This is a genomic window from Vagococcus sp. WN80Y (assembly GCF_059621045.1).
The window spans coordinates 40,718-60,370 of record NZ_JCAQHY010000150.1; the positions used below are offsets into that span (position 1 = coordinate 40,718).

The 19,653-nt window shown below is 38.0% G+C and carries 17 protein-coding genes; 4 read left to right on the plus strand and 13 right to left on the minus strand.

Annotated elements, in window-relative coordinates; all coding sequences use genetic code 11:
- Positions 1-262 precede the first annotated feature (262 nt).
- Together AC5KOD_RS11100 and AC5KOD_RS11105 are read right to left on the minus strand one after the other, a co-directional pair.
- Entirely contained in the window at positions 263-1,699 is a 1,437-nt protein-coding gene (locus AC5KOD_RS11100; protein ID WP_496914625.1) for a hypothetical protein, read from the minus strand.
- Positions 1,662-2,216, minus strand: a complete 555-nt coding sequence (locus tag AC5KOD_RS11105) for a sigma-70 family RNA polymerase sigma factor (RefSeq protein WP_496914626.1) — start codon at positions 2,214-2,216, stop codon at positions 1,662-1,664. The genes AC5KOD_RS11100 and AC5KOD_RS11105 overlap by 38 nt, the downstream gene beginning before the upstream one ends.
- A 256-nt stretch (positions 2,217-2,472) precedes the next feature.
- Here AC5KOD_RS11105 and AC5KOD_RS11110 point away from each other — a divergent pair, with 256 nt between their 5' ends.
- Complete coding sequence (locus tag AC5KOD_RS11110) at positions 2,473-2,937, plus strand: YueI family protein (RefSeq protein WP_496914627.1); 465 nt, start codon at positions 2,473-2,475, stop codon at positions 2,935-2,937.
- Positions 2,938-2,949: 12 nt separating this feature from the next.
- Entirely contained in the window at positions 2,950-3,351 is a 402-nt protein-coding gene (locus tag AC5KOD_RS11115) for a hypothetical protein (protein WP_496914628.1), read from the plus strand.
- 50 nt (positions 3,352-3,401) lie between these two features.
- On the opposite strand, the gene dinB is transcribed toward AC5KOD_RS11115, so the two are convergent.
- From dinB to AC5KOD_RS11165, 10 genes are all read right to left on the minus strand, one after another.
- Positions 3,402-4,508, minus strand: a complete 1,107-nt coding sequence (gene dinB, locus AC5KOD_RS11120) for a DNA polymerase IV (RefSeq protein ID WP_496914629.1) — start codon at positions 4,506-4,508, stop codon at positions 3,402-3,404.
- Positions 4,509-4,618: 110 nt separating this feature from the next.
- A complete protein-coding gene (gene udk / locus AC5KOD_RS11125; RefSeq protein WP_496914630.1) occupies positions 4,619-5,272 on the minus strand; it encodes a uridine kinase in 654 nt (217 codons plus the stop codon).
- Positions 5,273-5,343: 71 nt separating this feature from the next.
- Positions 5,344-5,754 (minus strand): FosX/FosE/FosI family fosfomycin resistance hydrolase, encoded by a 411-nt coding sequence (gene fosX / locus AC5KOD_RS11130; RefSeq protein ID WP_496914631.1) that lies wholly within the window; start codon positions 5,752-5,754, stop codon positions 5,344-5,346.
- A 1-nt stretch (position 5,755) separates the two neighbouring features.
- The gene (locus tag AC5KOD_RS11135; protein WP_496914632.1) at positions 5,756-6,487 is read right to left on the minus strand and encodes a 16S rRNA pseudouridine(516) synthase; all 732 of its coding nucleotides are present in this window, start codon (positions 6,485-6,487) and stop codon (positions 5,756-5,758) included.
- A gap of 1,065 nt (positions 6,488-7,552) precedes the next feature.
- Entirely contained in the window at positions 7,553-7,987 is a 435-nt protein-coding gene (locus AC5KOD_RS11140) for a hypothetical protein (protein WP_496914633.1), read from the minus strand.
- Positions 7,988-8,109: 122 nt separating this feature from the next.
- On the minus strand, positions 8,110-10,845 hold the full coding sequence (locus tag AC5KOD_RS11145) for a cation-translocating P-type ATPase (RefSeq protein ID WP_496914634.1): 2,736 nt from the start codon (positions 10,843-10,845) through the stop codon (positions 8,110-8,112).
- A gap of 210 nt (positions 10,846-11,055) precedes the next feature.
- Positions 11,056-11,859 (minus strand): tRNA 2-thiocytidine biosynthesis TtcA family protein, encoded by an 804-nt coding sequence (locus AC5KOD_RS11150; RefSeq protein ID WP_496914635.1) that lies wholly within the window; start codon positions 11,857-11,859, stop codon positions 11,056-11,058.
- Between the two features lie 3 nt (positions 11,860-11,862).
- On the minus strand, positions 11,863-13,683 hold the full coding sequence (locus AC5KOD_RS11155; RefSeq protein WP_496914636.1) for an LTA synthase family protein: 1,821 nt from the start codon (positions 13,681-13,683) through the stop codon (positions 11,863-11,865).
- 107 nt (positions 13,684-13,790) lie between these two features.
- Positions 13,791-14,615 (minus strand): NAD(+) synthase, encoded by an 825-nt coding sequence (nadE, locus tag AC5KOD_RS11160; protein ID WP_496914637.1) that lies wholly within the window; start codon positions 14,613-14,615, stop codon positions 13,791-13,793.
- 28 nt (positions 14,616-14,643) lie between these two features.
- On the minus strand, positions 14,644-16,104 hold the full coding sequence (locus AC5KOD_RS11165; RefSeq protein ID WP_496914638.1) for a nicotinate phosphoribosyltransferase: 1,461 nt from the start codon (positions 16,102-16,104) through the stop codon (positions 14,644-14,646).
- A gap of 262 nt (positions 16,105-16,366) precedes the next feature.
- Here AC5KOD_RS11165 and AC5KOD_RS11170 point away from each other — a divergent pair, with 262 nt between their 5' ends.
- Together AC5KOD_RS11170 and AC5KOD_RS11175 are read left to right on the plus strand one after the other, a co-directional pair.
- Complete coding sequence (locus AC5KOD_RS11170; RefSeq protein ID WP_496914639.1) at positions 16,367-16,684, plus strand: cupin domain-containing protein; 318 nt, start codon at positions 16,367-16,369, stop codon at positions 16,682-16,684.
- Positions 16,685-16,711: 27 nt separating this feature from the next.
- Positions 16,712-18,349 carry a peptide ABC transporter substrate-binding protein gene (locus AC5KOD_RS11175; protein WP_496914640.1) on the plus strand — a complete coding sequence of 546 codons (1,638 nt, stop codon included), beginning with the start codon at positions 16,712-16,714 and terminating at the stop codon, positions 18,347-18,349.
- 269 nt (positions 18,350-18,618) lie between these two features.
- Here the strand turns inward: AC5KOD_RS11175 and ltrA are convergent.
- Positions 18,619-19,653: group II intron reverse transcriptase/maturase (gene ltrA, locus AC5KOD_RS11180; protein WP_496914641.1), on the minus strand; the 1,035-nt coding region annotated here is incomplete at its 5' end.

The following is a 19,653-nucleotide window of genomic DNA, read 5'->3' on the forward strand; positions in this document are numbered from 1 at the left end:
TAATTAATTTCACAAAAAAAAGCAAGTCATTCTTGATGATTTCCTTACTTTTACTTAGATATTTTACTTTTTATGCAAAATAGCTGATCATACGCTCCTCGTACCCCCGCTTTCCACTTGTTGTTTACTCATTGCCACAGCAAAAAGCCATCTTTCGACGGCTTTTTGGTGTGATCCTTCACACTTTTATTATTAATTAGACTTAGACCGTCGTTTTACCGAAATAATACAAACTCATCTATTTTTATAGGTTTATAAGAATCTATTGGCGAATATCTACCCACCAACGATTACTCGCACCTAAATCATCCACTAACTCTTCATTCATACCACCCATTCCGTGAACTTCAATAAACATTTGATCTAATTCGTCTTCATCCACCATATACCCAACATGAACCTGACGCTTCTCATGTGGCTGAATCGCTGGCATACGATAAAAGCTCTTATCCTCACCATGACTATCTAGATAATCAACTTCTCCTGTATAAACCCCTGGTTCAGTGAAATTAGTCGAATTCAATCGCCACTGCCCTTGCTCTTTTTCAAGAATGGTTAATCGATCTTGTAAATAATACTCCTCTATCGTTTGATCCGTTAGATTTTCAATCGTAACCGTCAAATAAACCAATTTAGGTTGAACTATTTTTTTCTCAATCACTTCATCAACAGTTGATTTACCATCACCTGCTGCATAACGAATTCGCTCATAAGGTAAAAGCTTGCCATCCTTATCAATCATCTGGCCCTCAGTTAAGATGTCACGTGTCATTGAATTCGTATTGCTTGATGCCAAATCTGTAAAGGTGTCTTTAATTTCAACCTTATTGACTGTATAGTTGATGTCTCCTGGGCTCAACTCAGCCATGCCACCTAGCTTTAATGTGTCGCCAATTTGGTAAAGCTGCGAACTATCTTCTGACAATCCCACTTCTTTAATCTCTTGAGTAGCATCACCCCTGTTATCTAAATACTCGTCATAATCCATATAGTGTGTCGCTTGATCCTTCGTTGTTTCTTCTAAGGATATATTGGCGAATACTTTTTCCATATCCGCTTCTGGTACATCATCGCCAATAAAGGTTTCGAGCATATACCCTTCTTCTTCAAACATAAGAAAAGCATGCCGATTAAACATTTCCTTTCTCCCAGTATCCACACCTGACGCCATGATAATTTTATTACTACCATAAGTCTTTTCTTGATAATCCTTCACACCTAAACTAGAAAAATCAGCCTTTTTATCGATTTTCCAAAGAATAAAAGAGAAGCCACCTTTAGAAGCACTGTCAGTATAAGAATACTTATCACTTTCGCCATCTTTCACCATGTTTTCAGGTAAATAAGCTAATTTTAATTTATAGGAGTGATTTTTTTTCGCTGCCTCACCGTTTCCTTTGACAGACATTTTTAACTCATAGTTGTCTTTCTGTACAACCACTTCATACAATTTTTTTGCAGCAAAGGCTGTCGTTGGCAGACCAATTAATACCCCTGCTGCAATTGCTATTAATCGTTTTTTATATCGTTTACGAGGAGCTTCCTGTTCTAGCTTATCCACACTATCAAGGAAGGCCTGTTTCTTTTGTTGATACTCTTCTGAAAATACATGCTGGTCTTCCACCTGATTAAAATCCTCCAAAGCAATTCTTTCTGCCACTTTAGCTAATTCCTGTGAATGTTTCTCTGATAATGTCATCGTCCATTCCTCCAATCAATGAAATAATTTTCTTTTTTGCTCGTTCATATTGCTTACGTACATTGACTTCACTTAAGTCTGTCAATTCTGCGACTTCCTTCGTGCTAAACCCATAAAAAACTCGGTACATAAACACCTGTTGATATGACTCTGGCAGAACCTTTAGTAACGTCTCAATCTGTTCCTCAGAAATTAATCCCCTCATCTTTGACGCCACATTGTCTTCAGTCATCACCTGACGTTTTTGATAATTCGACAAAAAATCAAGTTGCTTTTTATTTTTACGGTAATAATCAATCGCGTTATTTTTCGCAACTCGCAAAAGATAACGCTGCTGCTCACTGGCCTCTAATCCTGATAAGTGGTCTAATTTTTGATAAAGTAGTAAAAAGGTCTCTTGGGTAACGTCTTCCGCCTGCTCGACACTTCTTAACACATTGTATGCCACTCTGTAAACCTGTTGTTCATAGAGTGTATACAGCTCTTCAAGTTGAAATTGCTTTGTTTTCTTGTTCATCAGTGCCCTCCTTTCATCTCTACTCTATATAACGAATCTCCTCTTAACTTTGTGACACTTTATTTCCTTTTCTTTTAAAAATAACACATTTCAATCGTTCCTCGTATGATTTTTTCCATTGGATTCCTCCTTCTTGCCTCTTACCCTATCTAACGAAATTAACGAAATTTTTGTGACACATTCATTCAAAAGCCTACTAGTGCCTCAATTATGTTATAATGAGCACAAGAATAGAGCTAAACGAAAGGGGATGTTTATGAGTAAAAAAGAGGTTCAAGACTATCTAGAAAAAGGGTTGTATGGCTCCCCACAAATTAAACCTGACGAAAAGCGTAAGTATTTAGGGACCTTTCGAGAACGGATCTATCTGTCTATGACGATTGCTGAAATGGACAATCCTCGCAACCTGACTTATTTTAAAGAAGAGCTTGCAACACATCCAAATCACCAAGTTTTAATCAATGCAGCAGTGGCTTCGACTGTTCAAAATTCATATATGATTGCCACTCAAAAAGCTAATGGAAGTTTTAAAATTGTCGATACCGAGAATCAATCGGAACCAGACGCTATCGGCCTTGTTTATGCAGCAGAAACAGCTGTTAATATTGAACCAATCAGCGTCACTGAGAAATACGGACAAACAGAACAAGCGCCACCCTCACCTAACCAGCTAACAGATACATCTAAAAAAACAACTTGGTTAGGCAAACTATTTAAATAAGGAGAGACTTACATGACCTATCCTATCGATCAGCTAATCTTGAAAAAAGAATTGAGCCACGCTTTGAGCGCCCACACTCAATTACTCCGTAACGTCGAGTACATTGACCCAGAACAAATGGCCGCCTTTACTTTTATGATGCGCAGCTTTGGTTTTATTTTTGAACGAGTGCCAGCTATTTTATTAGACGATGACAGCGAAGAAACCTATTTCGGAATCTTTCAATACTACAATCTCTTAGCTGAATTGAAACACAACCTAATGATGACTTTTCCATATGCCCACCTTCAAACTAAAACGTTCAGCGAAATCCTTGCACCTTTTCCCACTCAATACGAAAAAGAAGTCAATCAATGGTGGGAAGAAAAAACAGGGCTAGTTGTAGAAAATACTAAGCAAACCATTACCATGTAATCACTAAAAAGACGTGTTCGGCAAATTTTCTTAGCCGCTAACACGTCTTTTTAAATGGGTAATATGATATTTTCATAAGTTAAAGGATCTAAGTTGGTCACTGTAATTCCCAACAAGCGAATGCCCTTTTCCAGCTCAGACAATTCTTCCCAAATCAGATTCGCTTGAAAAAAAATATCCTCTGCTTGATTCACATATTCTGGCAAGGTTCGTCGTCTTGTAAGCGTCTCATAATCCGTATTTCGAACCTTTAACACAACTGTTTTTCCATGTTTTTGATGTTTTTTCAATGAACGAGCCACACTCTCAGAAAGTTCCCGCAGCTGACTAATGACCTGTTCTTCCGAAATCAATGGCTTCCCAAAAGTATTTTCACGACCAATTGACTTGCGCACTCGATTCGGCTCTACAGGCGAATCATGAATCCCTCTAACTTTCCGATAAAGCGAATAACCCATTTTACCAAACTCTTGAATCAGCCCCATTTCACTTTGCTGATACAGATCATCACCAGTAAAAATCCCTAATTCATGCATCCGCGGAACAGTCTTCTTCCCCACTCCGTGAAATTTTTCAATTGGCAAGCTACGTAAAAACTCTTCCGCATCTTCTGGTAAAATAACCGTCAAGCCACGAGGTTTTTGAAAATCCGAAGCCAACTTCGCAATGAATTTATTGTAACTCACCCCAGCCGAACACGTCAGTTGAAGCTCTCGCCAAATGTCTAATTGAATCAATCGCGCAATGCGAATTGCGCTTTTTCCCGCTATTTTGTTCTCTGTCACATCAAGATACGCCTCATCAGACGCTACTGGTTCAATCACGTCTGTATACCGATGAAAAATCTCGTGGATCTGAGCTGATATTTCTAAATAATGAGCCATATTCCCTTGAATAAAATTAGCCTCTGGACAAAGTTCATAAGCCTTTTGGGCACTCATCGCCGAATGAATACCGAACTTTCTCGCTTCATAATTTGCTGTCGTTACAACCCCTTTTCCACCTGTATCCCGTGGATGGCGAGCAATGACTAACGGTTTACCAACTAATTCTGGGTGATCTCGTTCTTCAACTGAGGCATAAAAAGCATCCATATCTAAATGAATTATTTTTCGTGACGTGTCCTTTTTTAGTGGAAATCTCATTTCTGTCGCCATTTGCTCACCCCTATTTCTTCTCTTCATTATACTCGAACAAGCGTTCTTTTGGCAAATTCAGTCACTCAAAAAAGCCTGCTAACAGACTATTAGCAGGTTCTTTTAACTATTTATTTTATATCTAGGATACTCGCAATTTTCGTTGTCATCAAATCAATCGCGACTTGATTTTCGCCGCCTTCTGGAATAATAATATCCGCATACTTCTTAGTCGGCTCAATAAACTGATGAAACATCGGCTTAACTACCGTTAAATATTGCTCTATAACCGAATCCAGCGTTCGGCCACGCTCTTCCATATCCCGTTTAATACGACGAATAATTCGAATGTCATCTTCTGTATCCACATACAGCTTGATATCCATTAAATCCCGCAAACGCTCATCTTCCAATATCAAAATGCCTTCAATAATAATGACTTCCTTCGGTTCTTGATGCACCACTTGTTTGCTACGAGTATGGGCTTCATAATCATAGACAGGCTTATCAATCGCCTTAAAGTTAATTAAATCCGTTAATTGTTGAATCAATAAATCTGTATCAAAAGCAAAAGGATGGTCATAGTTAGTGTTCAGGCGTTCCTCAAAGCTCAGTTCATCTTGATTCTTATAGTAAGAATCTTGCTCAAATAATAAAATCGAGTGGTCCTTAAACTCATTCAAAATTGCCTTACTGACACTTGTTTTACCACTACCAGACCCACCAGTTACGCCAATAACAATTGGCTTCCGCGTGATTTCCATTTTGCTTAATACCTCTTTCATCGTATGATTTCCTTTATCTATACTAATCTATATTCGACTAGGATTCAATCTTTTATTACTTAAATACTCATTTATTTTTTCCCTTGCCGATACCGAGCTAATCGCTCTTCTAACGTCCCCGTATGAAGTTCAAATAAATGATGGTCATAATCATAAAAATATAAAGACTCGCCCTCACCAGCCACTCGACTTCGCTGCTCCTTAATAGTCAATCCCAACGCTTGAATTTTTTTCAAATACATTGGCAACTCTTCTTTCCCAACCTTGAAAGCAATATGATTGTAAGTCGGCTCGCTCAAGGAATCCCCCTCCATAATAGCGATCCATAACTCACCAATGAGAAAAAAACGTTCCCGAGAGACTGAAAAAGTTTCTTCACCGCTATCATAAACCCGCTTTGCTTCAAATATCTCCTCAAAAAACTGACTAGCTTTAGCCAGATCGGCCACAATAAAAGTCATATGACTTATCCCTTCAATCACTTCAACTACTCCTCTCATTAAAATAGTCTTGTAAATTTGCTAACTCCGCTACTGTTAATTTTCGGTAGTCACCGGGCTTTAATCGCTCATCTAATACTAGATTGCCCATAGATAAACGCTTTAAGTAGACAACTTTTTTTCCGACAGCTAAAAACATCTTTTTCACTTGATGAAATTTTCCCTCCGTAATATCTAGCAATACCCGACTCTCAGTCTCACTCGCTGATATAATGATCAAATCAGCTGGTTGGCATTTGATACCACCGTGAAAAATAATACCTCTTTGAAATCTCTCAACATCATCTGACGTCACCCGCTCGTTGACAACTACTTCATAGCGTTTAACTACTTTCTTAAGGGGTCTCAATAATTGATGAGCCAATTTACCATTATCCGTTAATAATAACAAGCCCTCAGTATCTCGGTCTAAGCGCCCGACTGGAAATATGCCTAAGCTTCTGTCCTCATCTGCGATCAATTCAATCACAGTTTGATGCTGTTGATCACGAACCGCACTCACTACACCTTGTGGCTTATTAAGCATGTAATACACATGGGCACGACCAGTTATTACCTGATTTCTGAGCTTAATTTCCTGTAGTGCAGGATCAACATTATATCCTCCAGCGACAATAACCTCGTCGTCCACGCTCACTTGACGACTCACCAATAAACGCTTAACTTCTTTACGAGATCCTACAGCAGCAGCTTCTAATACTTTATCAAGACGCATCTTTTTGCTCCTGTCTAAAAAGTTCTGCTTATAGTTTACCTTAAATTTTTAGCTGATGCAAAAAGTCATCAGTCTATCTATACTTTACCTGTTCCTCCTCTCCTAACTGTAATGATCAATTTAATGCAAATGACATTAATCATTTCACTATTAGCTTCGATTCAAAATAATTACAACAGCAACATTTTGGACAACAAAAAAGCCTCTTGATTTATCTCATCAAGACGGTATCTAAATTGCTTATTAATTTTTTCCCCATGTTACGCGTCACGTGACACTACTCATTTTTTCTATTTGGTTGTTTTAATGATGGTTCTCAGTTTAATCCGCTCAAACTCACCCTTCAGACTCCCAACTCTCATCACTTACAACCATTCCTTTGTCACATGCCGCGTGACACTACTCGATTTTTCTATTTGGTTGTTTTAATGATGATTCTCAGTTTAATTGGCTCAAACTCAGCTTTTAGGCTCCCAACTTTCATCACTTACACCCATTTCTTTGTCACATGTCGTGTGACACTACTCCATTTTTTTATTTGGTTATTTTAGTGATGATTCTTACTTTAATCCGCTAACCTTAGCACATAGACTCGCAACCTTCATCACTTACGATCATTTCTTTGTCACATGCTGCGTGACACTACTCGATTTTTATCATTTAAAATTAAGCAGTCATCTTTAAATATAACTAAACTATGATAGTCCGCACTAGATTAACTGATCCAATTAAACTACCTGTTGGTAATATATATAAGAATTTCCCACAATTCCCTCATTGACTCTTATAATTCTACTTATTCCAGTGTAGCACAGTTTCACCACCTGTTGTATACGATTTCATTTTTATTTTTTTACACTTGTTTAAAAAAATAAATAATCACTTTTCCTATATTTAACAAAGAACCTAAAAACCGTCTACCTGCATGGTAAACGGTAAAAAAGGAGTATATTTTACTCAGAAGAGTAAAATCAAAAAATAAAAAGATTGTTGTTGAATATATGTTCATTTTACCACTGTTTTAATTAATTGTCTAACTAATTTTTCTATTACAGTCAAACAGGATTATTTCATCAACAAACTAGTCATTCGCTGAATACAAAACGCAATCGTATCTGTCGTTTCATCTTGTTTACGTTCAGCAGCATCAAATAATTCTTGATTAACACTGCCATTTTCTGGACTAATCGCATCGACCATCTCTTGACATCCCGCCACATAATCCGTATATGATTTTTCTAATTTTTTATGAATACCGATTACTTTTGCTGGTGCCTTAAGCCCTTTAATCGTATCTAACAAACCTTGATAGCTTGCAGTTCCTTTTTCAAAGTTATCATGAACTTCTGTCAATTTATCAGACGATAGCGTCTCAACTTTATTAGCATCCAACGCTGTTCTCACTTCTTCAAAATATGGATTCATGGTTTCGCCAATGGCTTCCGTCTCTTTAACAATATCATTTATTTTTTGAATGTAAAATCCTAAATTTGCTTTCACGTAATTTTGTCCCTCTTTCTTTTAATCATCTGTTTCTATTTTACACTGTTTGGCGGTAGAATAAAAGCTTTGCTCAACAAAAAACGCCCCTAGCCGCAACTAGAGACGTTTTTAACACCTAATTAAGCATCTTGCAATGTTTTTCTTTGGAAGAATTTCACAATTTCCACAATTGGAATAATTGACAGTGATGAACCAAAGACAATCGCCCATTGATAAGCATCCAAGTGAGCTACACTAAACAAGTCATTAAAACCAGGAATAACAATTGTACTTGCTAACAAAATAAATGACAACAAGACAGCATAGTTAAAGACTTTATTTCTAAAAGCTCCTACTTTAAAGAGTGACTGATGAATTGATTTAACATTAAAGGCATGGAACAATTGAATCAACCCTAATGTAGCAAAAGACATCGTCAAAGCATCTGCATGTTGCATATCATAAATCGCTTGATCCAAGCCAATATTATTCGCCATAGCAGTTGCTTCTTGTGCTGCTGTCAACGCGATATGAGCAGGCCATTGAATCGCTGCCCAGTAAACACCTAGCGTAATTCCTGCTTCTAAAATCCCTTGATAAATCACACTACTCATGACTCCACCAGAGAAGAAGTTAGAATTGCGGCCACGAGGTTTATGAGTCATCACATCTTTTTCAGCCGGTTCAAGTCCAAGCGCAATCGCAGGGAACGTATCTGTTACGACGTTAATCCATAATAAATGGACAGGTAATAATGTATCCCAACCAATTAAAGTTGCAATAAAGAGCGTCAAAACTTCCCCTAAGTTGGCTGCTAATAAATATTGAATTGTTTTTTGAATATTTGAGAAGACCTTACGTCCCTCTTCTACTGCCACGATAATCGTTGAGAAGTTATCATCTGCAAGAACCATATCACTCGCACCTTTAGACACCTCTGTCCCAGTAATCCCCATACCGATACCAATATCAGCTGTTTTAAGAGCAGGGGCATCATTAACTCCATCCCCTGTCATGGCAACTACCTTACCTTCAGTTTGCCAAGCTTTAACAATTCTCACTTTATGCTCAGGAGAAACCCGGGCATAAACAGAATAGTTAACCACTTTTTTAGCAAACTCTTCATCAGACATCTCATTTAACTCTGCACCAGTAATCACTGCTTCATGCTGTCCTTCTGCTAAAATTCCCAAACGAACCGCAATAGCTTCAGCTGTATCACGGTGATCCCCAGTAATCATAACTGGACGAATTCCTGCTTCTTTAGCCACACGAACAGCTTCAGCCGCTTCTTTCCGCTCGGGGTCAATCATCCCAACCAAACCAGAGAAGACCAACTCTTTCTCTAAATCAGCTGACTCAACACTAGTTGGTTTAGTCTCAACAATTTTGTATGCCATCGCTAATACACGCAGTGCTTGTTTAGCCAGACCTGTATTGTTTTCTAACACTAATTGACGCTCAGCATCATCCATCGGTTTAAGTTCACCGTTAACATCATAAGACACACAACGTTTTAATAATTCATCTGGTGCTCCTTTAGTTGCAACCAAGAAACGACCATCAGCCAACTCATGAACTGTCGACATTAACTTACGATCTGAATCAAATGGCGCTTCCGCCACGCGAGGCTCAGCAACTAATTTTTCACGTACATCGTAAGCCTTATTTAAGCCAAATTGAACGAGAGCTGTCTCAGTTGGATCACCAATCAAGCTGCCTTCTTTTGAAAATTTAGTATCATTACAATAATTCATGACTTTCAATGTCATATTATCAGCCGCAATATCATCTGCTGCTGAATGTAATTGGTTGTTAGTAAAAACTGCTTCAACTGTCATTTTATTGACTGTTAATGTCCCAGTTTTATCCGAACAAATAATATCCGTGCTACCTAACGTTTCAACTGCTGGCAACTTACGTACTAAGGCATTTCGTTTTGCCATTTTTTGTGTGCCAATCGCTAACACGATCGTCACGATAGCAGGTAATCCCTCAGGAATTGCTGCAACAGCCAACGAAACAGATGTTAATAACATATCAATCCATGTTGTATTGCCTTTTAGCATCCCAACACCAAACATAATCACACAGATTCCTAAAATAGCAATTGTAAGAGTCTTACCTAATGAGTTTAAGTTTTCTTTTAACGGCGTATTTGTTTCATCTGCTTGAGATAACATGTGGGCAATTTTACCTACCTCAGTATTCATCCCTGTTCCGACAACTACCCCAAGACCACGACCATAAGTCACATTACTGTTCATATAGGCCATGTTCAAGCGATCGCCAATTCCTGTTTCAGCATCACTAATTACTGCGATGTCCTTTTCAACAGGAACAGACTCACCCGTCAAAGCTGCTTCTTCAATTTTCATCGAATTAGCTTCAATCAAACGTAAATCTGCTGGAATCACATCACCTGCTTCAAGCATGATAATATCACCAGGCACTAATTCGGTACTTTTAATCGTAATCGCATTGCCATCACGAACCGCATTAGCATTTGGTGTCGCCATACTTTTCAGTGCATCAATAGCCTGTTCTGCTTTCGCTTCTTGTACAACACCAAAAATAGCCATAATCAACACTACAACAATAATCATAATTGCTTCGACACGATCGCCTGTAAAGAATGAAATTAACGCAGCTGCTAACAAAATCATAATCATAAAATCTTTAAATTGATCGATGAACTTAGACAACATTGTCTTTTTCTTACCTTCATCTAATTGGTTAGCACCATATTCTTCTAACCTCTTTGCAGCTTCTCCATTAGAGAGCCCTTCTTTTGACGTCTGCATTTTTTCAAGTACTTCAGCTTCAGACTGAGTATAAAATGCTTCTTTCAGTTGTTGTTTTTTCTCTTCCGACATTTCCATCCTCCTATTTTTTTATTTGCGTACACAGAATACAAAAAGAGACCTGTGTATGCGCAAATAAGAGCATACATAAGTCTCACTAATTAAGACAACACCAGAAAGGATTTCCCTTCAGTGCTGGTGATGTTGTCACGGCTAAGCCGCCAGTTACTCCCTTATGAGCAATTTCATTTTTAATTATACACGATTTTTAACAGGTTGCAATTATTTCCATTGCTCATTAGCAATTGAAACCCTTATCATCTCTAACTTTTTTTCTGACTTCTCTAAATCAAACTGCCAAAAAGCCGTTTCATTCCCTTGTTCCATGCCTTGAACAAATCGTTGCCGAATATTAGGGTAGCTCACTGCTAGATGTGACACAACATTTTTAATCTCTTCCCGCTTCGTCTTTTTATCAACCGGACAAGGATTAAAAATAACAGGCAACGACTCCCGAGCGACAAATTTCTTTATACTCGTTTCCTCCAAATAAAGTAACGGACGAATCAAGGTAATATCAACCTTACTCAAATAAGTCACTGGCTCAAAACTAGCTAACTTACCATGAAAAAAGAAATTCATAAAATAAGTTTCTATCGCATCATCCACATGATGACCAAGAGCAATCTTTTGGCAGCCTAGCTCTTTAGCTGACTTATTTAAAATTCCGCGTCTTAATTTAGCACACAACGAACAAGGCGACTTCTCTTGGCGAATATCAAACACAACTGTTGCAATATTTGTCGGAACAATAGTCAATTCATACCCCAAATCTGTAATAAGCTGCTGCAAAGGACTAATATCCATCCCCATATCCATGTCTAATGTAATTGGGACTAGTTCAAATTCAAAGCCTAAACGCTTCTCCTTAGCTATCCTATCCAATAAATAAAACAGGGTAGTGCTGTCCTTCCCGCCACTCAAACCGACTGCTACTCGATCTCCCGGTTCAATCATGTGGTGATTAAGAATCGCTCGTCGAACCGGATTATAATACTCCTGATTATCTCTCTTTTTAAATCCCATAGACTACTCCTTAAAAAAATCTTCTTGAAGACTATACTGTTTCCCCGCCACAATGTCATATTGAATCAGTCGATAATCCTCATATAGCTTCTGATCTTTACGACTTAACTCTAAGGTTTTTTGCCACTGATTATTTTGGTAATAATAATTTTTCTCAAATGCTGGCAGCACTTCCTCAAGCTTCGACAATAGCTGATAGAAACCAGTTGTTGGCAAGCCACCCAGCTCCACTAATTTAGGTCCAAAATAGATGGGGCTCAAATTATTAGATGAAGCAGCCTTGTTAAATTTGTCTTGACTGTCCCAGATTAAATACTCAGTCAGATGCATGTCAACATCCGTGTTATTCTCTTGTAAATCATCCGAATAGATACTCGGCAAATGATCGCCCCAAAAAACAACTAACGTTCGCTGAGGTAATTTCTTCAGCTCTGCCAAAAAGCTTGCCAAAGCCTCGCTTGTGTATTCAATATCTGTCAGATAGCTATCCATCGTTTGTGGATTATCGACTCCGCTAATCTGATAACCAGAAGCCTTATACTTATCTTTATATGGCATATGGGTTTGCATTGTTACCAAATGAATAAACTGAGGCTCTTTTTTGTCAAGTAAATCTAAAACTTCTTGAAAAGCTGATTGATCCGATATATATGGATTTTTCTCTAATTTTTCCTGATGTGTCATTGTTGACTCATCTAAAAAACGATCAAACCCCAAAACATTATAAACATCTTTTCGCTTATACATGGACGTATTATAAGGATGAATCGCAGTCGCCTCATATCCCCACGATTTTGTGAGAGACACTAAGGAAGGCAATTTCGTTAAGTTAGGGACAAGCATTGTATAGGGAGTCGTTAGTTGACTATTAAAAACCTCCATCGAAAAACCTGTTAAAGCTTCAAATTCAATATTAGCTGTCCCACCACCATAGTTTTGCGACAACATTTGACCACTATAAGCATCACTGGCCACTTCATTATAAGATTTTAGCGGATTAGCAGTTGTTTTAAGCCCCTTTAATCGTAGCGGATCAGAAAAACTTTCTGACATAATATAGACAATATTTGGCTGGTCGGCTTCCTCAATTTCAGATTCTTTTTGATAGCTTGCAACAACTTCTTTTACTTTTTTCTCAGAATAGTCAGCTGGCTTTGCCATTGGCTCTACATGTAAATTATATAAAAAGCCGCCCATAAATCCTGTATTATAGTAATTCATTTTCTGACTATAAGGAATCCAAAGTGCTGTTTTATCATATTCCTTACGCAACAAATTAGTTGGCTGATTAAACTGACCGATATAAAATAACCCTAAAGCTGTCACTGCCAAACAACTGACACGTAGTAATTGTTTCTTACGAGATAAAAATAAACTGCGATAAAAAGCATAACATAAACAGCCCAAAGCAATTCCAATTGCCAATAAGCAAATCACAAACGACCCTGTCCCAATCATCTCTTTCATCAGAGTCAATTCCGTCACCATCTTCAGATCGTCAGGATAAATCGGCTCCACACGATGAGTCATTTTTTGATAATTAGCAAATCCCAATAGACCAATTGTCACTGCATAAAAAAGTAATCCTACTGACCAAGAACCAATGAGCCCTATCAGAAATAACAAAAAAACCAGTAAAACTAAGCAGCCTAAAATGAATTTTTCTGTATGCCAGCTAAAAGCAAATTTTGTCGCCAAATCCCAACTTAAATTATTTTGAGTTAATTGAAGATAATAATTACTCGCAAAAACTAGTAAGATGGTTAGGATAACTTGTAGTCCTCGTCTAATTTTTGGCCAATGCTGCTTGATTTTTTCTTTCACGTCTTTCTTCCCCTTACTTCCTTATAAACATGATCCTAAGCAAAGAGAAAAGCTGACAGCACTGGAGATCTATCAGCCCTTCTCTTATTCAGTTACTCTACAGTCATTTAACGCCAAAATTCATCATAAATCGTAATAGGCAAATGACGTTTATGGGCAGTTTTTTTCCACCAATTTTCAATCGCTTGAGCTGCTTCTAAACTGACTGAACGCCCCTCTAGATAATCATCAATTTTATCATAAGTGACACCTAGTGCTACTTCATCTGCCAACATCGGCTTATCATCTTCCAAATCAGCAGTCGGAACTTTTAAATATAACGCTGGATCAGCTCCTAGCTCTTTAAGTAACGCTCGTCCCTGACGCTTATTTAATCGCCATATTGGCAAAATATCTGCACCACCATCACCAAACTTAGTGAAAAATCCGGTCACACTTTCAGCAGCATGGTCTGTTCCCAAAACAGCGCCCTGACGATCTCCCGCTACGGCATATTGAACAATCATCCGCTGACGAGCCTTGATATTTCCCTTATTAAAATCTGTCAATGTCGTGCCAACCTCAACTAGTGAGGCCATCGTAGCGTCAACTGCTGCTTTAATATTTATCCGTAACTCAACATCTGCTTGAATAAACGCAAGAGCTCTTTTAGCATCTTCCTCATCGGCCTGATTGCCATAAGGCAGACGAATACCAATAAATTGATACTCAGAATTGCCCGTTTCTGCTCGCAACTCACTCATCGCCAGTTGTCCTAACCGCCCAGCTAAGGTCGAATCTTGACCACCGCTAATCCCTAAAACTAAGGTTTTTAAGAAGGGATGCTTCAGCATATAAGCTTTCAAAAAATCAATACTCTTACGAATTTCTACTTGTGGATCAATTTCTGGCAACACTTTTAATGTCTCGATAATTTCTGCTTGTAGTGACATAACCATCCGCCCTTCCACTATCTTTATACTAAAGCTCTTTTACTTTTCTACGTATTTCATCGATAATCGCCATCTTATTATCATAAGCAGCTTGTGATAAATCAACTGGATATAGTTGTGGATTCAAATCACGTTTATATTCTTCCCATAGATTATCATGATTTTGATTCGCAATTTTTTTAATATCTTCCAAAGGAGGTAACTCATAAATCAATTGCCCATCCAAATAAATATCTTGTAAAATTGGCCTTGCCTCAAAATTAACTACCGTCTTATTAATATAGGTATGAACTGGGTGGAACATAAACAGCTCATCTAGCTCATTTGGATTTTCATGCCACAGGGCAATATAATCCCCTTCGGATTTTTGATTATCCTTTTGCGTAATTCGCCATACTTGTTTTTTCCCTGGCGTAGATACTTTTTCAGCATTATTTGACAGTTTTATCGTATCAACCATCTCACCATTATCATTCTCAATCGATACTAATTTATATACCGCCCCTAAAGCCGGTTGATCAAATGCCGTAATCAACTTGGTTCCTACACCCCAAACATCAATTTTCGCATGCTGCATCTTCAAATTCAAAATCGTTGCTTCATCTAAATCATTGGATGCATAAACTTTTGCGTCTGGATAGCCCGCTTCATCTAACTGTTTGCGAACTTTTTTCGAGATATAGGCCATATCACCACTATCGATTCTAACACCTAAAAACTTAATCTTATCGCCCATCTCATTAGCAACTTTAATAGCATTCGGCACACCAGATTTAAGTGTATCGTATGTATCCACTAAAAAGACGCACTCTTTGTGTGTTTCAGCATAGGCCTTAAATGCCTTGTAATCATCAATATAAGACTGAACAAGAGAATGGGCATGGGTTCCACTTGTAGGGATACCAAAAATTTTCCCCGCACGAACATTACTAGTTGCATCACAGCCACCAATATAAGCCGCCCGAGTTCCCCAAATAGCTGCATCCATCTCCTGCGCACGACGTGAACCAAACTCCATCAGTAGTTCATCACCAACCACCGATTTAATCCGAGCCGCCTTAGTCGCAATTAGTGTCTGATAATTAACGATATTCAACAAGGCCGTTTCAACTAATTGACATTGAGCCAGCGGTCCTTCGATTTGAACAATCGGCTCATTATTGTAAACTAATTCACCTTCGACAGCTGAGCGTACTGTGCACTCAAACTTAAAGTCGGCTAAATAATCGATAAAAGCTTCAGGATACCCTTCCACGTCTCGTAGATAAACTAAATCTGATTCTGTAAAAGTTAAATGCTCAAAATAATCAACCAAACGTTCCAAACCAGCAAAAACAGCATAACCATTTTTAAACGGCATTGATCTAAAATAGCATTCAAAAACGGCATGGCGATCTGCTCGACCAAGCTCCCAATATGTTTTCATCATATTAATTTGATATAAATCCGTGTGTAACATCAGGCTGTCATCTGGATATTTATAGTTCATTTCTATACTCCATTCTTCGTATTTACTACTAAAATTACGATTTTCAGTATCTTTTTAATCATCTCTTGCTACTTTACACCACACACTTCACACAATTCTTATTTATAATTGTATCATTAATATGAAAATCTTAGTAGCAATTAATGGGAAAAATAATGAAACTACCAAACTTAATAGTCAGAAAATTCCGACAAAAGCTATACTTATCTCTCATTTTATGGTAAGATTCAAGTCATATATTTTTTTCAAGGAGGACACCTTAATGGAAATTAAACCTACATTAGATCAAGCTATGACTTATTTTTTTGACGCAGATAATCAGCCCAATAAACGAGTTCAAATGGGCGTTATCAAATTACAACCTGGTGATCGCAGCCCAGCAGAAGGCTACGCTTGCCACGAACAAGATGAGTACTCCTATGTTATATCTGGTGCCGCTCACACTATTTTAGAAGATGGGACCGACTTATTAGGCTCACCAGGAGACGCTCAATTAATCGTAGCAAATGAAAAACATATTAATTACAATGATAGCGATGAAGAAGCCGTCGTTGTTTGGATGTTAGTCGAGCGAGACTAACCATCTCATACAAAAGGAGAGAAAAAAATGAAGAAGTTAATTAAAATTAGTTTACTTATGGTAATCGGGACTACCATACTCAGCTCATGCGGTTCTAAATCAGCGGATACAACACAAAAAAATGACAAAGCAGCAACACTCAACTTAATGTCAGCAACAGAACTAACCACCTTGGATACATCGGTGATGCTAGATTTCCCTGATGCCATCGTTCAAACCGCAGCCTTTGAAGGGCTCTATGGCTTAGACAAAGAAGATGCCATCATCCCAGCTGCTGCTAAAGAACTACCTAAGATTTCCGAAGACGGAAAAACCTACACCATCACCTTACGTGATAATGGCACATGGTCGAATGGTGATAACGTCACCGCTCACGATTTCGTTTATGCGTGGAAAAAGATGATTGATCCAGCTAATGCCCTTGTTTATAGCTTTTTAATCCAAGATACTATCCTAAATGGAACGGAAATCGCGACTGGCGATAAACCTGTCGATGATCTAGGAGTTAAAGCATTAGATGACTATACTTTAGAAATAAAATTAAAAGAAGCCAGACCTTACTTCACTTCCTTAATGGCCTTTCCAACCTTTTTCCCACAAAATCAAAAATACGTGGAAGAAAAAGGCAAACTATATGGAACTGATACTGAAAATACCATTTACAACGGACCTTTTACAGTCAAAAACTGGAAACAAAGCGACCTGAACTGGGATCTTGTGAAAAATGATAACTATTGGGACAAGAAAAATGTTAAATCTGATGCTATTCATTATGAAGTTGTTAAGGAAAGCTCTACTGCTCTTAATTTATATGAATCTGGAGAACTAGATGTCGCAACCTTGACTGGTGTTTTAGCCTCTGAAAATAAAGATAATCCAGATTTTAAATCTAATCCAACAGCAACTATTAACTACCTTAGATTAAATCAAGAACGTGATGGCAAAAAAACGCCTTTAGCAAACGAAAATTTACGTAAAGCTATCGCTTATGGCATAGATAAAGAAACAATTATCAACAACATTGTTTCCGACGGTTCAGAACCAACTTATGGTTTAATTCCTAATGGTTTTCTAGCCAATCCAGAAACTGGACAGGATTTTCGTGAAGAAGCTGGCGATTTAATGAATTATGATAAAACCGATGCTCAAAATTACTGGAAAAAAGCCCAGGCGGAGCTGGGAGACAAAGTAAGTATTGATTTGCTAGTGAACGACGATGGAAACTACAAAAAAATGGCAGAGAGTATTCAAGGAGGACTTCAACAATTATTTGAAGGACTAACCATCAACGTCAACTCAATGCCAACTGAAACAGCCCTAAACTTAGGTCGTGAAAGTGAGTATGATATGTTTCTAATTTACTGGACACCAGATTATCAAGACCCAATTTCAACACTCAATACCTTCCATTCTGACAATAAAATGCACTACTCTAATCCTACTTATGATAAATTATTAGATGACGCTGCCACCACATTGGCAAATAAACCAAGTGACAGATGGCAAGCATTGATGGACGCAGAGAAAGAAATTATTCAGAACACTGCTGGGACAATTGTCATTAGTCAAAATAAACAATCTGTTTTACAAAATCCGCAATTGAAAGGCTTAGAATATCACACCTTTGCAGCACCAGTCACGCTAAAAAGCGTCTATAAAAAATAAAGAAGTAACTAATTTCTAGAACGTGTCACTTACATAATGATCATGAGACAATTGGGGCCGTGACATAAGTCACGCCCCAATTTTGTTTCACGTATATTGTGCGATAAACGCGTTCCAAAAGTCTACGTAGCGCTCGGAACAAAACGACTTTTGTCACAGCTCTTTCTTTCTGATTGAATAAATCGAGTAGGAGAATAATCATTAATTGATTATTCGTCCTCTCACACCACCGTGCGTACGATTTTCGTACACGGCGGTTCAATTTTATACTAAACATGTACTTTTATATAATGATCAAGTGGAGAGATTAGCCCTTTTCGGGCTAGTCTCTTATTCGTTACTGTGGTCGTCATAATCCAAGAAGCTGACACTCTCGCACATGGTTTACTGGAATGCCCATTTTTATAGGCATGATAGGGTGACATTCCTAGCTTAATTAATGAGGTAATTCGCTTTTCGGCTGTCTTCCATTGCTTCCAGATACAGATTCTTAATCGAAATCTCAAATGTTCAGATAAGAGTTTCATCCGGTGCTTCATTTTCCCGATTTTGAAGTAGTTGACCCATCCACGTACCAATTCATTAATTTTCTTTATCCGATACGCCATGTCAACGCTCCATCTCCTGACCGTCAGTTTCTTTAGCTTATATTTAAAGTTTTCTACTGAAGTTTGATGGGGTCTCGCTTTATAAAGGGCTGTTCTTTTGTCTTTGTAAAAACCAAATCCTAAGAATTTTAACTCTTTGTCCCAAGGTATTGTCACTTTCGATTTCGTTCCATTGACAATTAAGCCTAGTTTTGTCTCTATGAATGTCGTAATCGAACGTAAGACACGCTTAGCTGACATCTCACTTTTTACAAAAATGAGGCAATCATCTGCATATCTCACGAAGTGGAGTCCGCGTCTACTTAACTCTCTATCTAGTTCATTTAGCATAATATTACTTAATAGAGGGGATAGATTACCGCCTTGCGATGTCCCGACAATAGATTCTTTGTATTCATCCTCTATCACAATACCACTCACTAAATATTTTCGTATCAGAGAGACCACATCACCATCATCTACTGTTTTCGCCACAAGATTCATTAAGCGATCATGATGGACGGTATCGAAAAATCGTTCTAAATCAATATCTACTATCCAATCAAATCCCTCATTCATATAGTCAAGCGTCTTTAATATGGCCATTTCCGCATAACGTCGTGGTCTAAATCCATAGCTATCCTCATGAAATTGTTTGTCAAATAGCGGCGTTAACACTTGGGCAATCGCTTGTTGTATCACACGATCTACGACAGT

What these genes read in the sequence shown, in the direction of transcription:
- AC5KOD_RS11100 (WP_496914625.1), bottom strand. Translation starts at nt 1,699, where the DNA reads ATGACATTATCAGAGAAACATTCACAGGAATTAGCTAAAGTGGCAGAA.
- AC5KOD_RS11105 (WP_496914626.1), bottom strand. Translation starts at nt 2,216, where the DNA reads ATGAACAAGAAAACAAAGCAATTTCAACTTGAAGAGCTGTATACACTC.
- AC5KOD_RS11110 (WP_496914627.1), top strand. Translation starts at nt 2,473, where the DNA reads ATGAGTAAAAAAGAGGTTCAAGACTATCTAGAAAAAGGGTTGTATGGC.
- AC5KOD_RS11115 (WP_496914628.1), top strand. Translation starts at nt 2,950, where the DNA reads ATGACCTATCCTATCGATCAGCTAATCTTGAAAAAAGAATTGAGCCAC.
- dinB (WP_496914629.1), bottom strand. Translation starts at nt 4,508, where the DNA reads ATGGCGACAGAAATGAGATTTCCACTAAAAAAGGACACGTCACGAAAA.
- udk (WP_496914630.1), bottom strand. Translation starts at nt 5,272, where the DNA reads ATGAAAGAGGTATTAAGCAAAATGGAAATCACGCGGAAGCCAATTGTT.
- AC5KOD_RS11135 (WP_496914632.1), bottom strand. Translation starts at nt 6,487, where the DNA reads ATGCGTCTTGATAAAGTATTAGAAGCTGCTGCTGTAGGATCTCGTAAA.
- AC5KOD_RS11145 (WP_496914634.1), bottom strand. Translation starts at nt 10,845, where the DNA reads ATGTCGGAAGAGAAAAAACAACAACTGAAAGAAGCATTTTATACTCAG.
- AC5KOD_RS11150 (WP_496914635.1), bottom strand. Translation starts at nt 11,859, where the DNA reads ATGGGATTTAAAAAGAGAGATAATCAGGAGTATTATAATCCGGTTCGA.
- nadE (WP_496914637.1), bottom strand. Translation starts at nt 14,615, where the DNA reads ATGTCACTACAAGCAGAAATTATCGAGACATTAAAAGTGTTGCCAGAA.
- AC5KOD_RS11165 (WP_496914638.1), bottom strand. Translation starts at nt 16,104, where the DNA reads ATGAACTATAAATATCCAGATGACAGCCTGATGTTACACACGGATTTA.
- AC5KOD_RS11170 (WP_496914639.1), top strand. Translation starts at nt 16,367, where the DNA reads ATGGAAATTAAACCTACATTAGATCAAGCTATGACTTATTTTTTTGAC.
- AC5KOD_RS11175 (WP_496914640.1), top strand. Translation starts at nt 16,712, where the DNA reads ATGAAGAAGTTAATTAAAATTAGTTTACTTATGGTAATCGGGACTACC.